This is a genomic window from Phytopseudomonas straminea, assembly GCF_900112645.1.
In the GTDB taxonomy this organism is placed as follows: Bacteria; Pseudomonadota; Gammaproteobacteria; order Pseudomonadales; family Pseudomonadaceae; genus Aquipseudomonas; species Aquipseudomonas straminea.
The window spans coordinates 67,508-81,963 of sequence record NZ_FOMO01000008.1 but is presented as its reverse complement, the minus strand read 5'-3'; the positions used below and the strand labels follow the sequence as shown (position 1 = coordinate 81,963).

Below are 14,456 nucleotides of genomic sequence, written 5' to 3'. Positions count from 1 at the left end.
GTGGAAAAGGTGACGATATGATCGAAGTAACCGAAGTCTCCATCGCCGAGCTGCGTGCGGCGCTCGAGGCTGGCCGCACCACAGCGGTCGAGCTGGTGAAGGCCTACCTGGCGCGGATCGACGCTTACGATGGCGCGCACACTGCCGCGGCGCTCAACGCCGTGGTGGTGCGTAATCCCGATGCCCTAAAGGAAGCCGAAGCCTCCGATGCCCGCCGCGCCCGCGGCGAGCTGCTGAGCCCGTTGGATGGCATCCCCTACACCGCTAAAGACAGTTATCTGGTCAAGGGCCTGACTGCCGCTTCCGGCAGCCCGGCCTTCAAGGATCTGGTCGCCCAACGCGACGCCTTCACCATCGAGCGGCTGCGTGCTGCCGGCGCCATCTGCCTGGGCAAGACCAATATGCCGCCGATGGCCAATGGCGGCATGCAGCGCGGCGTGTATGGCCGTGCGGAAAGCCCGTACAACGCCAACTACCTCACCGCACCGTTCGCCTCCGGCTCGTCCAATGGTGCCGGCACGGCCACGGCGGCGAGCTTTTCCGCCTTTGGCCTTGCCGAGGAAACCTGGTCGAGCGGACGCGGCCCGGCGTCGAACAACGGCCTGTGCGCCTACACACCCTCGCGCGGGGTGATCTCGGTGCGCGGCAACTGGCCGCTGACCCCGACCATGGACGTTGTGGTGCCTTACGCGCGCAGCATGAGCGACCTGCTCGAAGTGCTCGACGTGGTAGTCGCTGATGACCCTGATACCCGTGGTGACCTGTGGCGTCTTCAGCCCTGGGTGCCGCTGCCCAAACCGTCCGAGGTGCGCCCGGCGTCCTACCTTGCTCTGGCAGCCAAGCCTGAAGCGCTGAAAGGCAAACGCCTGGGCGTGCCGCGCATGTACATCAACAAGGATGAGCTGGCCGGCACCAGCGAAAAGCCGGGCATCGGCGGACCGACCGGCCAGCGTATCGACACCCGTGCCTCGGTGATCGCGCTGTGGGAACAGGCTCGTGCCGCGCTGGAAAGCGCCGGTGCCACGGTGATCGAGGTGGACTTCCCGCTGGTCTCCAACTGCGAGGGCGACCGCCCCGGTGCGCCGACCGTATACAACCGTGGCCTGGTGCCGCACCAGTTCCTGCTCGACGAACTGGGTGAGCTGACGGCGTGGGCATTCGACGATTTTCTGCGCGCCAATGGCGACCCGAAACTCAATCGTCTGGCCGACGTCGACGGCCCGCAGATCTTCCCTCACGAGCCGGGCACGTTGCCCAACCGTGAAGATGACCTGGCCGTCGGCATGGACGAGTACGTGCGCATGGCCCAGCGCGGCATCACGCCGTGGAACGAGGTGGCCAGCGCGCCGGAAGGCATGCGCGCCTTGGAAAAGACCCGCAAGCTGGATCTCGAGGACTGGATGGACAGCCTGCAGCTCGACGCGGTGATCTTCCCGGCGGTGGCCGATGTCGGCCCGGCGGATGCGGACGTCAATCCGGTATCCGCCGATATCGCCTGGAGCAACGGTATCTGGGTCGCCAACGGCAACCTCGCCATCCGCCACCAGGGCGTGCCCACCGTCACCGTGCCCATGGGCGTGATGGCCGATATCGGCATGCCGGTCGGTCTGACCTTCGCCGGCCGCGCCTACGACGACAACGCGCTGCTGCAACTGGCTTCCGCCTACGAGGCGACCGGCAACAAACGGCAGATCCCGCCGCGCACGCCGCCGCTCGGAGTCTGACCCTCACCAGACGTTGCCGCGTTCGGCAACGTCTGGTCCGTGGAATACCTCCCTGGGCCCTGAGTTTCGGGCTGTTGCATTTCCCGCGTTTTCATCGCCTGCGACGCATTGGCGCAGGTGAATCCAACGCCTCATATCGAGTAGCCTTGCGCCTGTATTTTTGCAGCAGTCGCTGGGAGTCGAGCTTTGAGTCACAAGAGCAAAACCTTTCTCTGGGGCGGTGTAGGGCTGAGCCTGCTGGTGCTGGTCATCGCGTTCCGGCTGTTCTTCGTCTGGGCCACCACGTTGCCGCTGGACGCCCCGGTGCGCCTCGATCAGGGCGAAACCGTCGAGCTGCCGGTAGAGACCCGGACCCTGGAATTCGACACCCTGGCCGTGGTGTTCTCCACCGCCGAGCTGCCGCTGTTCACGGTGCGCAAGCTGTCTGGCGGGCCGATCTGGGAGAACGAGCAGTGGGTCGAGTACCCCCCGGCACCGCTGACCCTGGCCTGGAAGCTGCTCACCCCGGCTGGTGAGCTGTTGTCCGAAGGGCAGGGTTCGCTGGGCGACGAGCTGACCAGCTACGGCAGCGACCAGATCACCCGCGCCGTGGCGCGCATTCCCATGCAGCCCGGTGACTACCGCCTGCAGGTGCAGGTGCTGAACCCGGATGCTCGCTTTGGCGAAGTGGATACCCGCCTGGTCTTCGTGGCGGCCGGCAAGGGCCAGACCTGGCAGAGCGGCGTGGCTTGGTGGGGCTCGATCGTCGCCGGCGTGCTGCTGATTCCCTTCGTGATCATCTGCGGCCTGCTGGCCCTGCACAACTTCATTCGCTGGCGCTATGGCGAGCCGTCGGCGGACTGAGTTGCTGGCGGGCGGCCCTGGCGGCTCGCCTTAGAACCTCTTCACGATCCTTGTGTGCCTGAAGCGGCAGGTACCAGGCAGAAGCGGACATCACTGATCCATTGTGGGAACGGGCGGGGACGCCCAGTCCATGCCCGCGAAAAAATCACGGGCATGGCCCGTTCCCACAGGATAGTTGGACGGCCCCTTGCGCCACTTTGTTGCCAAAATCGCCGAACCTGAACTGAAAAATCATGACAGGCTCTCAGAACCTGTTGCGCACGTCGGTGGCCAGCAGCGCCTGTTCGAAGCGCTCCAGGAACACCGCCTCGGCGTGGGTACGCTTCTGGTCGCGGTTCCATAGCAGGTAGACGTTCACGTCGATCACTCCCTCCGCCGGCGGCAGGCGCCACACTTCGCCGGCTTGCACGTCCTTGGCGACGATATGTTCGGGCAGGCAGCCGATGCCGTAGCCGGCGGCGACCAGGCGACGGATCTCGTCGAGGCTCGACGATGAGGCGACGATGCGCCCGGTGAAGCCCTGCTGGTCGCGAAAGATGGTCAGCGGCGACAGGTTGCCGCCAATCTGGTCGCTGGTGAAACTCACGAAGTTCTCGCTTTTCAGATCCGCCAGCTTCAGGTCGTTGCGCCCGAACAGGGCATGGCGCTTGCCGCAGAAGAACGCATAACGCTGCTTGAGCATCACCCGTTGCTCCAGCCGCGGCTGTGGCGTGCGGCACAGGCTCAGCCCGAACGAGGCGGTTTTCTGCAGCAGGGCGCTGACCACGTCGGAGCTGCGCAGCACGTCGAATTCGAACTCCACCCGCGGGTAGTCGACGTGAAAGTTGGCCAGGAAGTCGTCGTAGAAGCTCGACTCGATGCGGCTGATCATCAGGATGCGGATCTTGCCGGCGACGGTTTCTTCCGGCGCGTCGAGTGCCGGGCCCAGGCGCGACACCGTGCCGTAAAGCTCGGCGGCGATCTGCATGACTTCCTCGCCTGCCTTGGACAGCGTGATGCGCGGCCCGCTGCGGATCACCAGGGCGCTTTCCAGTTGCTCCTCGAGGCGCTTGAGCGCCTGGCTCACCGCCGGCTGGCTCAGGTGCAGGCGCGCAGCGGCGCGGCTGATGCTGCCTTCCTGGCCGATCACCAGAAAGGTGCGCAGCAGGTTCCAGTCCAGCCGGTCGTTGAGAAAACGGCGTGCTTCGGCATGGCGATAGCCGGCATTCATAGGCGGTTAAGTATCCGTTTTACTTATACTTGAGTATTGAAATTAGAAGCTTTGCTTAGCATATGGTCGGGAGCATGATCTGACAATGCACCGCCAGAGTGCGACCGATCCCCACCGGGGATGTGCTTTTTCTCCTGCCTATAAAAACGAATCCGGGAGCCTGCGATGACCACCCCAACCTCCACGCCGCGTCGTGCCGCGGCGGCCGCCTTCATCGGCACCACCATCGAATTCTACGATTTCTACATCTACGCCTTCGCCGCGGCGCTGGTGCTCGGGCAGCTGTTCTTTCCCAGCGACAACGCGATGCTGAGCACCATGGCGGCGTTCGCCACCTTCGCCGTCGGCTTCATCGCCCGACCATTCGCCGGCGTGGTGTTCGGCCACCTGGGTGATCGCCTGGGGCGCAAGAAGATGCTGTTGTTCACCATGGTGCTGATGGGCGTGGCCACCACCTGCATCGGCCTGCTGCCGACCTATGCCCAGGCCGGCATCTGGGGGCCGATCGGCCTGGTGGCGCTGCGTTTCCTGCAGGGCATCTCGGTCGGCGGCGAGTGGGGCGGGGCGGTGCTGATGGCCAGCGAACACGCGCCCAAGGGCCGCAAGGTGTTCTTCGCATCATTCGCCCAGCTGGGTAGCCCAGCGGGCCTGCTGCTGGCGCTGATCGCCTTTCGCGCCATCAGCGAGATGGATCAGGAGGCGCTGATGACCTGGGGCTGGCGCGTGCCGTTCCTGCTCAGCGGCGTGCTGATGCTGGTGGGCCTGGCGATTCGCTTCGGCGTGCCCGAGTCGCCGGAGTTCGCCAGGGTCAAGGAGCAGAAGCAGACCTCCAAGAGCCCGGTGAAGGACGTGCTGCGCCACAACTGGCGGCAGATCCTGTTCGCCGCGGCGGCGGTGACCATCGGTTCGGGCGGCTTCTTCTTCACCAACACCTTCATGATCACCTACGTGACCCAGTACCAGGGCATCTCCAAGTCGACCATTCTCGATTGCCTGTTCCTGGTCACCATCCTGCAGTTCCTCTCCCAGCCGTGTTCGGCACTGCTGGCCGAACGCTTCGGTGAAGGGCGCTTCCTGAAGGGGGTGGCGGCGCTGTGCATGCTGGTGCCATACCCGATGTTCCTGCTCGTGCAGACCGGCAACCTGGTCTACATGACCGCCGGTATCGCCCTGGCCGTGTTGCTGCTGGCGGCGCTGTATTCGGCGATCGCCGGCTACATGGCCGAGGCCTTTGCCGCCCAGGTGCGCTACTCGGGCATTTCCGTCGCCTATCAACTGGGCAGCGGCCTGACTGGCGGCCTCACGCCGCTGATCGGCACCTACCTGGCCGGGCAGTTCGCCGGGCAATGGATGCCGCTGGCGCTGTTCTTCAGCGTGCTGGCCCTGATGTCGCTGGTCGGCGTGATCGGCCTGTCGCGCTTGCGCGCCGAGGAGCGCCGCAACCCCAGCCTGTCCAACCCGGAGGTCGTGACCCCATGAGCAAGCCCGAGATCATCAGCGATGCCGAATGGCAGGCGCGCTGCGAGCTGGCCGCCCTGTACCGGCTGGTCGCCTACTATCGCATGACCGATCTGATCGACACCCATATCACCCTGCGGGTGCCGGGGCCGGCGCATCACTTCCTGATCAACCGCTACGGCGTGGCGTTCGAGAAGATGCGCGCCAGCGACCTGGTGCTGATCGACCTGCAGGGCAATGTGGTGGATCGCCTGGGTGGCCAGCGGCGGGTCAACGCTGCCGGCTTCGTCATCCATTCGGCGATTCACGAAGCCCGCCCGGACATGCGCTGCATCGTGCACACCCACACCGCTGCCGGCATGGCCGTGGCCGCCCAGCGTGACGGCTTGCTGCCACTGACCCAGCATGCGCTGAAGTTCTACGGCAACCTGGCGTATCACACCTATGAAGGCATCGCCCTGTCGCTGGAAGAACGCGTGCGCCTGGTGGCGGACCTGGGCAGCCACAAGGCGATGATCCTGCGTAACCATGGTCTGCTGGCCGGCGGCCAGAGCGTGGCCCACGCCTTTCACGAGATCTATTTCCTGGAGCGTGCCTGCCAGGCGCAGATCCAGGCGATGGCGGCGGGCGTGGCATTGAACGTTCCCAGCGAAGCGGTGTGCGAGCACACAGCCGCGCAGTTCGCCCGCGACGGTATCGACGGCATCATCGACCTGGCCTGGCAGGCCGCCCTCAGCCTGATCGAGGAGCAGCGTGATGACTGGTGCCGCTGAAACCCTGCCCAGCGTGGTGCTGCTGTGCCGTGAGCGGCCGCTCGAAGACTGGCTCGCCGAGCTGTTCGCCCGCCATGCCCCCGAACTCAGGGTGCTGCGCCCCGATGAACCGGGCGCCGAACGGGCCCAGGTCGCGGCCTGCTGGTACCCTGCCGAGGGCAGCCTGGGGCGTTTGCCGGCGCTGCGGCTGATCCACTCGATCGGCTCGGGCGTCGACCATCTGGAGCATGACCGCTCCAGGCCTGCCGGGCTTCCCGTGTGTCGGGTGGTCGACCCCGACCACTCGCAGGGCATGGCCGAATACGTGCACTGGGGCGTGCTGCATTTTCATCGCGGGTTCGATCAGGTGATCGAGGGGCGCGCGAGCCAGCAATGGCAGCGGCCGGTGCAGCGTGCGGCGCGGGATTACCGGGTCGGCGTTATGGGCCTGGGCGCCATCGGCACGCCAGTGGCCGCGCGGCTGGCCCAGGCCGGCTATGGGGTACGCGGCTGGGCGCGGACGTCGCGGGAGCTGGAGGGCATCGCCACCTTTGCCGGCGCCGACGCGTTGGCCGGCTTTCTCGATGGCCTGGACCTGCTGGTCAACCTGCTGCCGCTGACCGCCACCACACGCGGCCTGCTCGACCATGAACTGTTCGGGCATCTGGCCCAGGGCGCGGCGCTGATCAACTGCGGTCGCGGCGAGCATCTGGTGGAGGCCGATCTGCTCGATGCGTTGGCCAGCGGCCAGTTGCGCGGCGCCTTGCTGGACGTGTTCGCCAGCGAGCCGCTGCACCGCGACTCGCCGCTCTGGCAGGCGCCCGGCGTGTGGGTCACGCCGCACATGGCGTCGGCGGCGTCCGACGCCTGCATCGCCCGGCAGATCGCCGACAACCTGCAGCGCCTGCACGCCGGCCTGCCACTGAACCATCAGGTCGATCCCGCGCTGGGTTACTGAATCGCCGACGGGCGCCGCCAGTGATGCGCGCTCCTCTCTGTCACGACTACGGACAATCGCCATGAAAACCTTTTTCCACCCTCAGCAACGCCTGCATCATCCCCGCAGTTACCTGTCCCGTGGGCAGATGCGCGAGCCCCAGGAAATTCCGGCACGTATCGACCCGTTGCTGGCCATGGCCCGCCAGCTCGGCTTCGCGGTCGTCGAGCCGGCGGATCACGGCCTCGCGCCGCTGCGTGCGGTGCACAGCGACGCCTATCTGGACTACCTGCAAAGCGCCTACGCCCAGTGGCACGAGGTCGACGAGGACTGGGGCGACGAGGTGATGTCGAACATCTTCATCCGCGAGAACAATCCGTTGCGCGGCATTCTCGGCAAGACCGCGCGCTACCTTGCCGACGGCAGTTGCCCGATCGGCGAGCACACCTGGACGGCCGCCTACTGGTCGGCCCAGGCCGCCGTCGCTGCCGCCCTGGCGGTACGTGATGGCGAGCCACAGGCCTACGCGCTGTGCCGCCCGCCGGGTCACCACGCGCGGGCCGAGGCGGCCGGCGGCTTCTGCTTTCTCAACAATGCGGCCATCGCTGCCCAGGTGCTGCGCGCCAGTTTCGAGCGGGTCACCATCCTCGACACCGACATGCACCACGGCCAGGGCATCCAGGAAATCTTCTACGAGCGCGACGACGTGCAGTACGTTTCCATCCATGGCGACCCGACCAACTTCTACCCGGTGGTGGCCGGCTTCGACGACGAGCAGGGCGCAGGGGCCGGCAAGGGTTACAACCTGAACCTGCCGATGGCACATGGCGCCTCTGAGGCGGACTTCTTCACCTGCCTGGGCCAGGCCGAACAGGCGATCAGCGCGTTCGCGCCGCAGGTGCTGGTGCTGTCGCTAGGCTTCGATATCTACGAGAACGACCCGCAGTCCAAGGTCGCGGTCAGCCACGCCGGTTTCGAGCAACTGGGCCGGCGCATCCGCGCCCTTGGCCTGCCGTGCGTGGTAGTGCAGGAAGGCGGGTACGACATCGCCACCCTCGACGAGAACGCCTCGCGGTTCTTCAAGGGGCTGCTGGGCTGAGCAAGCTGCAACGCACCTAGACCCCGATGATGCAGCAGTACTGTCAGGAGGTAGCGGCACGCTCAGGGCTTAAAGGGGGCGGTCGTTGCTGGATCTTTCAAGATATTTCCGCCCTGAAATGGAGGTGAACTAACGTTCCGGCAGCGCAATCTTCCCCTATGCGCTGTCAGCGCGAGCCAGATGGGCCGGTGCAGGTGCGCCGGCTTCCAGCCCCGGGATCGCTGAACGATAAGGAGCCACCGTGACCGTTACCACCCACCCCGACTACCGCTACAGGCCAGGGCCGCTGCACGCGATGCTGCTGGCCGGCACCGTTCCGCTGTTTCTCGGCGCGCTGCTGAGCGATATCGCCTACTACAACAGCTTCCAGATCCAGTGGGCCAACTTCGCGGCCTGGCTGATCGCCGGCGGCTTGCTGTTCGCCGGCCTGGCGCTGCTGTTCGCCCTGGGCAACCTGATCGGTGCGCAGCGCAAGGCCGGTCGCCCGGTGCTGTATTTCCTGCTGCTGCTGGTCACCTGGGTAATCGGGCTGATCAACGCCTTCGAGCACGCCAAGGACGCCTGGGCGGTGATGCCCACCGGGCTGGTGCTGTCGGTAGTCGTCGCCGTGCTGGCGGTGATCACCGCCTGGCTGGGCCTGAGCAACCTGCGTTCGGGAGGTGAGCGATGAAAACGGCAAGTGCACTGACCACCCTCAGCATGGCGCTGCTGCTCGGCGCCTGCGGCGGCGAAGCGGACACCACCCTCGAGCGCGGCCCCAACCCGAAATTGCCCGAGCCACAACGCGGCCTGCTGCCGAGCATGAAGATCGCCGAGCCGGCGGAGTGGGGCGACCGCAAGCCCGACGTGCCGGAAGGCTTCAGCATCACGGCGATCGCCACCGACCTGAAGATTCCGCGCCAGACCCTGGTGCTGCCCAACGGCGACATCCTGGTGGCCGAGGGCCGTGGCGGCAATGCGGCCAAGCTCAAGCCCAAGGACGTGATCGCCAGCTACATCAAGGCCCAGGGCAATACCAAGGTCAAAGGCGGTAACCGCCTGACCCTGCTGCGTGATGCCGACGGTGACGGCACCTACGAAACCCAGACGGTATTCGCCGAGAACCTCAATGCGCCCTACGGCCTGGCCTTCCATGAGGGCAACCTGTACGTGGCCAACCAGGACGCGGTGGTGCGCTTCGACTACCAGGACGGCCAGACCCAGGCCAGCGGCGAGCCGGCCAAGGTCACCGACCTGCCGAAAGAGATCAACCATCACTGGACCAAGGCGATGACCATCAGCCCCGATGGTCGCTATCTGTATGTCGGCATCGGCTCGAACAGCAACATCGGCGAGCGCGGCATGGAAGTCGAGGCCGACCGTGCGCTGGTCTGGCAGATCGATGCCGAAAGCGGCATGCACAAACCCTACGCGACCGGCCTGCGCAACCCGACCGCGCTGACCATCCAGCCGGAAACCGGGCAGTTGTGGGCGGTAGTCAACGAGCGTGACGAGCTGGGTCCGGACCTGGTGCCGGATTACCTGACCTCGGTGCAGGAGGGCAAGTTCTACGGCTGGCCTTACGCCTACTGGGGCCCGAATGCCGACACCCGCGTGCAGCCGCACAAGCCGGAAATGGTCGAAATCACCATCAAGCCGGACTACGCCCTCGGCTCCCACGTAGCGGCGCTGGGCGTCGACTTCTCCATCCCGGAGATGGGCGAGCAGTTCGCCAACGGCGTGTTCGTCGGTGAGCACGGCAGCTGGAACCGCGATAACCCGGTGGGCTACAAGGTGATCTTCGTGCCGTTCGCCGATGGCCGTCCGGCTGGCGAGCCCATCGACTTCGCCACCGGCTTCCGCGGCGAGGATGGCAAGACCCGTGGCCGCCCGGTGGGCGTAACGGTCGACCCGAAAGGCGCGCTGATCATCGCTGACGATCTGTCCAACACCATCTGGCGCGTGACGCGCAATCAGTGAGCCTGATGTCTCGGGGCGGCTAGCCGCCTCGAGATTCACTCAATCACAGCAGACGATCGAGCTGTACCGCGCTGATGCAATGTCGGTGCTAAGTCGTCCTGCCGCGTTCTCCAATCACCTCGAAATCGCCACTGCCAATGCGTTTACGCGCTACGCTCGTCTGCCTGGATCAGTCATCCATTTTCAGGAGCAGCAGATGGCGGACAAACAGCATCACTACGACGTACGCGTGACCTGGACCGGCAACGAGGGCAGCGGCACTTCTTCCTATCGCGGTTACAGCCGTGCCCACAGCATCGAGGCCGCTGGCAAGCCCACCATCGCCGGCTCGTCCGACCCGAGCTTTCGAGGTGACCCGGCGCGCTGGAACCCCGAGGAGCTGCTGGTCGCGTCGCTTTCCGCCTGCCACAAGCTCTGGTATCTGGGCCTGTGCGCCGGTGCCGGCATCGTTGTGATCGCCTACGAGGACAACGCCCAGGGCGCCATGCTCGAACAGGCCGACGGTGCCGGGCAGTTCACCTCAGTGGTGCTGCGGCCGAAAGTGACGCTGGCCGCCGGCAGCGATCTGGAAAAGGCTCGTGCACTGCATCATCAGGCCCATGAAATGTGCTTTATCGCCCGCTCGATGAATTTCCCGGTCAGCCACGAGCCCGAGCTGTTGATCGAGACTCCGGCCTGAAAAAAGGCCGCCCCGATACCGAGGCGGCCCGCATCCGCTAGCGGCGGCGAAAGATCATGCCGCCGTGGTGCAGCGTGTCGCGGTCGACGAACTCGCCATCGGCGGTGAAGCCGGTGTCGTCCCAGTAGTCGATATGGGTGCCGGTGATTTCATAACGACCTTGATAGGCACTTTCCCGGCTGCCGCGTGCTTCGTCGTAGCGCCCGTTGGGCAGCAGTTCGTGGCGGATCTGGCCGTCGTCGGTGACCCACATGCCGACGTAGGGATGGTTGGCCATGGCGTTCTCCTGGTTGGGCGACGTTGTCGCCGTGGTGGATGAGGTAGCAAGCACCGCAGCGGGTGCCGCCAGAAGCGCGCCCATGAGCAGGGCGCGCAGGCAGGTAGCTCGGCAATTCATGGCCGTCACGCCGGATCTGGGATGCGCTGCAGCACATCGTCGTAGGCCGGCAGGTCGAGGTACGCCGATACCTCGTAGGCCTTGCCGTCGCGCATGCGAAAGATCCACGCGTAGCTGTTGCGATAGGGCTGGCCATCGCGGGCCACGCCGGTGCCGTCCCACTGGATGATCACGTGGTCGCCATCGGCCCACACCTGCTTGCTCACCGGCCGCACTGGCTCGGACAGGCGTGCGGCGAACGGCTGGACCGCCTGGCCTACGAAGGCGTCCACGCCGTGATGGGTGCCGGCGCTGGGTCCCGAGCCTTTGATGGTCCACACCACGTCGGGCGCCAGGATGTCGCGGAAGAAGGTATTGCCGCCGGCTGCCCAGCGATCGAACGCTTCGCTGACGGCCTGCTTGTTGCGGGCTTCGACTTCGCTGTTCACGTCCGCCTGGGCCAGGCCAGGCAGCAGAACGCCGAGCAGCAGGGCACCGCCAAGTGCCGCGGCACGGGTGTGACGCAAGGTTGCAATACGCATGGTTGATTGCCTCTCTTCCAGTTGGTCTGTCTGATCGGCGCGCCTGACCTATGCTGGCCGGCGTCGCCAATTTTGTGGAACCTGCGAACGGATCCGCCTGCCTGATCGTCTGAGTTCGTGCTGCTGTGCAGTGTTGTCCACTCAGTACGAATCAAGAGCCATACCCGCTGGCTGCCGATCTGTCGTAGAGGAGTCTGCCGGTGCGGCGCGTTATGCTCGTAGCCGGATCGTCCCGGATACTTACCTGATCATCCGCTTGAAAAACCTTGTAATACCCTGGTTATCAAAGGAGCTGCCATGGATTCGCTGCACAAGCTGGTAGAGATCATCGGTCGCCATACGCCGGGTGACGGCATTCGATCGACGGCGATTCCCGGCGTCAGCCTGGTGCGCTCCTGCACGCCGACCGCGCCGATGCCGGTGGTCTACGAACCGACCCTTTGCCTGATCGTCCAGGGGCGCAAGCGAGTGACGGCCGGCGCCACGACCTATGTCTACGATGCGGCCAATTACCTGATCGCCTCCGTGGACGTGCCGGTGATGGGCTCGGTGATCGAAGCGAGTGAGCAGGAGCCCTATCTGTGTCTGGTGGTCGACCTGGACATGCCGGTGCTGAGCGACCTGGTGCTGCGCTACCCGGCGGACGACAAGGACGGTGCACCCGCTGCCGGCATCCAGCTCGGCGAAACCACGCCGGAACTGCTCGACGCCGCCGCCCGACTTGCCGGCCTGCTCGATGCGCCCGGCGACATCGCCGAGCTGGCACCGCTGACCGTGCGCGAGATCCTCTACCGCCTGCTGATCGGCAGGGGCGGCGCCATGGTGCGGCAGATGGTCAAGGCCGACAGCCGCCTGAATCAGATCGCCAAGGCCATCGTCTGGCTGCGCAATCATTACGCCGAGGCCTGCCGGATCGACGACATGGCCGATATCGCCGGCATGAGCCGCTCGACCTTCCATGCCCACTTCAAAGCCGTCACGGCGATGAGCCCGCTGGAATTTCGCACCCACTTGCGCCTCCAGGAAGCGCGCCGCCTGATGGTCGCCGAAGCGCTCGATGCGGCAGGCGCTGGTTACCGTGTCGGTTACGAAAGCCCCTCGCAGTTCAGCCGCGATTACGTGCGCCTGTTCGGCCTGCCACCGGCCAGGGATGCCAGCCGGTTGCGTGGCAGCGCCTGGGTACCGGTTCGAGAGTCGGGCGCTCTTGCAGCCCAGGCCTGATGCGAATTTTAAAGCGCATTACGGGAACTTTTTCATGAATTTCAAAGTGATTCGCCGATTTTTGGCTCGTTATAATTTGCAACGAGTCGGCTCTTGAGAAGCGCGCAGCGCCTGCTAGATTGGCGCTGCGACGCCGGGCCCCTCTGACAGCTGACCAGCTGCCATGTCGGAGTTGCAGTTTGTACAACTCTGACTTAGGAGGGGCTCATGAGCACCCTAGTACCGTTCCTCACCGCCGAGTTTCTCGGCACCGCCACTTGGTTGTGGCTCGTCTTCATCACCATCGTTGTCAGTCTGCTGGTCTTCGACCTCGGGGTGCTTCACCGCGAGCATCGCGAAATCGGCGTCAAGGAAAGCCTGCTGCTGTCCGGCGGCTACATCACTGCAGGCCTGCTGTTCGGCCTGTGGGTCTGGCACATGAAAGGCGCCGCCTCCGGTATGGATTTCTATACCGGGTTTCTGATCGAGAAGTCGCTGTCCATGGACAACGTGTTCCTGATGGCGATGATCTTCAGCTTCCTGGCCATCCCGCGTAAGTACCAGCACGAGGTGCTGTTCTGGGGCATCCTCGGCGTCATCGTGCTGCGTGCCCTGATGATCGGCCTGGGTGCTGCCCTGATCGCGCAGTTCAGCTGGATCCTCTACGTGTTCGGCGCTTTCCTGCTGCTCACCGGCGTGAAGATGCTGTTCAGCAAGGTCGACGACCATCCGGACCTGTCCGAAAACGTGCTGGTGAAATTCCTGCGCAAGCACATGCGCGTCACCGACCGCCTGCATGAAGGCCGCTTCTTCGTGCGCCAGCCTGATGACAAGGGCCGCATGGTGCGCTGGGCCACGCCGCTGTTCCTGGCTCTGGTGTTGATCGAGTGTGCCGACCTGGTGTTCGCCATCGACAGCGTGCCAGCGATCTTCGCCATCACCCAGGACCCGTTCATCGTCTACACCTCGAACATCTTCGCGATCCTGGGCCTGCGCGCTTTGTACTTCGCCCTGGCGGCGATGATCCACCGCTTCGCCTACCTCAAGTACGCCCTGGCTCTGGTGCTGGTGTTCATCGGCGCGAAGATCTTCCTGGTCGGCATCATCGGCAAGACGCCGCCGGTAATTTCCCTGAGCGTGACCCTGGGCCTGCTGATCGGTGGCGTGCTGCTGTCGCTGTGGAAAACCCGCAACGACCCGCCAGCTCTCGATGCTGAAAAGACCCCTCACTGACGTCAGACGCCCCGGCGGCCTCGGGGCTTTTCACTGGAGATACGCCATGAACCCATCACCCCTCTCTGCACTGGCACTGGTCGCCGTGATCGGCCTGACCCTGGCCGGCTGCGAAATGGCCGAAGAGTCGGCGCAGAAACTCACCGAAAAGGCCGAGCAGGCCGTGCAGGAAATTGCCCGCGAAGCGGTCAGCGATACCGTCAACGCCTTCAACGAGCAGATCGACGAGGTGCAGAAATCCACCAACGAAATGCTCGGTAAACCGGAGAAGGAGGGCGCCAAGGAGGAGGGCGAACAGCAGGAGAAGCCTGAGCAGGAAAAGCCGCGTAGCTTCCCCAATGACAGCGTGGAAACCTGATCGGCGATTGTTGTAATGGGGAAGGGACGCCCCGCAATCTGTAGTCCACTTCAGACTGCGCTAAGCTCAGCGCATGTCATCCAACT

Annotated in this window: 15 protein-coding genes; 12 read left to right on the top strand and 3 right to left on the bottom strand. The window is 65.0% G+C overall.

Going from position 1 to position 14,456, the window contains the following annotated elements:
* Window positions 1-17: 17 nt before the first annotated feature.
* Window positions 18-1,724, top strand: coding sequence for an amidase (locus BM279_RS18215; protein WP_093506034.1), 1,707 nt, complete (start codon window positions 18-20; stop codon window positions 1,722-1,724).
* A gap of 186 nt (window positions 1,725-1,910) precedes the next feature.
* Window positions 1,911-2,567, top strand: coding sequence for a hypothetical protein (locus BM279_RS18210; protein WP_093506032.1), 657 nt, complete (start codon window positions 1,911-1,913; stop codon window positions 2,565-2,567).
* Between the two features lie 244 nt (window positions 2,568-2,811).
* Here the strand turns inward: BM279_RS18210 and BM279_RS18205 are convergent, their stop codons facing one another.
* Window positions 2,812-3,777 (bottom strand): LysR family transcriptional regulator, encoded by a 966-nt coding sequence (locus BM279_RS18205; protein ID WP_027905836.1) that lies wholly within the window; start codon window positions 3,775-3,777, stop codon window positions 2,812-2,814.
* 165 nt (window positions 3,778-3,942) lie between these two features.
* Between BM279_RS18205 and BM279_RS18200 the strand changes: the two genes are divergently transcribed.
* The 7 genes from BM279_RS18200 (at window position 3,943) to BM279_RS18170 (ending at window position 10,661) form a co-directional block, all read left to right on the top strand.
* A complete protein-coding gene (locus BM279_RS18200; RefSeq protein WP_093506030.1) occupies window positions 3,943-5,256 on the top strand; it encodes an MFS transporter in 1,314 nt (437 codons plus the stop codon).
* Window positions 5,253-6,008, top strand: coding sequence for a class II aldolase/adducin family protein (locus BM279_RS18195; protein WP_093506028.1), 756 nt, complete (start codon window positions 5,253-5,255; stop codon window positions 6,006-6,008). Before BM279_RS18200 ends, BM279_RS18195 begins: the two co-directional genes overlap by 4 nt.
* The gene (locus BM279_RS18190; protein WP_093506026.1) at window positions 5,992-6,945 is read left to right on the top strand and encodes a 2-hydroxyacid dehydrogenase; all 954 of its coding nucleotides are present in this window, start codon (window positions 5,992-5,994) and stop codon (window positions 6,943-6,945) included. The genes BM279_RS18195 and BM279_RS18190 overlap by 17 nt, the downstream gene beginning before the upstream one ends.
* A gap of 61 nt (window positions 6,946-7,006) precedes the next feature.
* The gene (locus tag BM279_RS18185; protein WP_027909273.1) at window positions 7,007-8,023 is read left to right on the top strand and encodes a histone deacetylase family protein; all 1,017 of its coding nucleotides are present in this window, start codon (window positions 7,007-7,009) and stop codon (window positions 8,021-8,023) included.
* Window positions 8,024-8,264: 241 nt separating this feature from the next.
* Window positions 8,265-8,693 (top strand): DUF2231 domain-containing protein, encoded by a 429-nt coding sequence (locus tag BM279_RS18180; protein ID WP_093506024.1) that lies wholly within the window; start codon window positions 8,265-8,267, stop codon window positions 8,691-8,693.
* Window positions 8,690-9,982 carry a PQQ-dependent sugar dehydrogenase gene (locus BM279_RS18175; RefSeq protein ID WP_093506022.1) on the top strand — a complete coding sequence of 431 codons (1,293 nt, stop codon included), beginning with the start codon at window positions 8,690-8,692 and terminating at the stop codon, window positions 9,980-9,982. The genes BM279_RS18180 and BM279_RS18175 overlap by 4 nt, the downstream gene beginning before the upstream one ends.
* Window positions 9,983-10,178: 196 nt before the next feature.
* Window positions 10,179-10,661, top strand: coding sequence for an OsmC family protein (locus BM279_RS18170; protein ID WP_093506020.1), 483 nt, complete (start codon window positions 10,179-10,181; stop codon window positions 10,659-10,661).
* 37 nt (window positions 10,662-10,698) lie between these two features.
* Here the strand turns inward: BM279_RS18170 and BM279_RS18165 are convergent, their stop codons facing one another.
* Together BM279_RS18165 and BM279_RS18160 are read right to left on the bottom strand one after the other, a co-directional pair.
* Window positions 10,699-10,938 carry an Atu4866 domain-containing protein gene (locus BM279_RS18165; protein WP_093506018.1) on the bottom strand — a complete coding sequence of 80 codons (240 nt, stop codon included), beginning with the start codon at window positions 10,936-10,938 and terminating at the stop codon, window positions 10,699-10,701.
* Between the two features lie 125 nt (window positions 10,939-11,063).
* A complete protein-coding gene (locus BM279_RS18160) occupies window positions 11,064-11,579 on the bottom strand; it encodes a nuclear transport factor 2 family protein (RefSeq protein WP_093506016.1) in 516 nt (171 codons plus the stop codon).
* A gap of 297 nt (window positions 11,580-11,876) precedes the next feature.
* Between BM279_RS18160 and BM279_RS18155 the strand changes: the two genes are divergently transcribed.
* The 3 genes from BM279_RS18155 (at window position 11,877) to BM279_RS18145 (ending at window position 14,370) form a co-directional block, all read left to right on the top strand.
* Window positions 11,877-12,800 carry an AraC family transcriptional regulator gene (locus BM279_RS18155; RefSeq protein ID WP_093506014.1) on the top strand — a complete coding sequence of 308 codons (924 nt, stop codon included), beginning with the start codon at window positions 11,877-11,879 and terminating at the stop codon, window positions 12,798-12,800.
* Between the two features lie 207 nt (window positions 12,801-13,007).
* The gene (locus tag BM279_RS18150) at window positions 13,008-14,012 is read left to right on the top strand and encodes a TerC family protein (protein WP_093506012.1); all 1,005 of its coding nucleotides are present in this window, start codon (window positions 13,008-13,010) and stop codon (window positions 14,010-14,012) included.
* Between the two features lie 46 nt (window positions 14,013-14,058).
* Entirely contained in the window at window positions 14,059-14,370 is a 312-nt protein-coding gene (locus BM279_RS18145) for a hypothetical protein (RefSeq protein ID WP_070885691.1), read from the top strand.
* Window positions 14,371-14,456: the final 86 nt, after the last annotated feature.

Coding starts and splice junctions, on each gene's coding strand:
- BM279_RS18215 (WP_093506034.1), top strand. CDS start 18: ATGATCGAAGTAACCGAAGTCTCCATCGCCGAGCTGCGTGCGGCGCTC.
- BM279_RS18205 (WP_027905836.1), bottom strand. CDS start 3,777: ATGAATGCCGGCTATCGCCATGCCGAAGCACGCCGTTTTCTCAACGAC.
- BM279_RS18200 (WP_093506030.1), top strand. CDS start 3,943: ATGACCACCCCAACCTCCACGCCGCGTCGTGCCGCGGCGGCCGCCTTC.
- BM279_RS18195 (WP_093506028.1), top strand. CDS start 5,253: ATGAGCAAGCCCGAGATCATCAGCGATGCCGAATGGCAGGCGCGCTGC.
- BM279_RS18190 (WP_093506026.1), top strand. CDS start 5,992: ATGACTGGTGCCGCTGAAACCCTGCCCAGCGTGGTGCTGCTGTGCCGT.
- BM279_RS18185 (WP_027909273.1), top strand. CDS start 7,007: ATGAAAACCTTTTTCCACCCTCAGCAACGCCTGCATCATCCCCGCAGT.
- BM279_RS18175 (WP_093506022.1), top strand. CDS start 8,690: ATGAAAACGGCAAGTGCACTGACCACCCTCAGCATGGCGCTGCTGCTC.
- BM279_RS18170 (WP_093506020.1), top strand. CDS start 10,179: ATGGCGGACAAACAGCATCACTACGACGTACGCGTGACCTGGACCGGC.
- BM279_RS18165 (WP_093506018.1), bottom strand. CDS start 10,938: ATGGCCAACCATCCCTACGTCGGCATGTGGGTCACCGACGACGGCCAG.
- BM279_RS18160 (WP_093506016.1), bottom strand. CDS start 11,579: ATGCGTATTGCAACCTTGCGTCACACCCGTGCCGCGGCACTTGGCGGT.
- BM279_RS18155 (WP_093506014.1), top strand. CDS start 11,877: ATGGATTCGCTGCACAAGCTGGTAGAGATCATCGGTCGCCATACGCCG.
- BM279_RS18150 (WP_093506012.1), top strand. CDS start 13,008: ATGAGCACCCTAGTACCGTTCCTCACCGCCGAGTTTCTCGGCACCGCC.
- BM279_RS18145 (WP_070885691.1), top strand. CDS start 14,059: ATGAACCCATCACCCCTCTCTGCACTGGCACTGGTCGCCGTGATCGGC.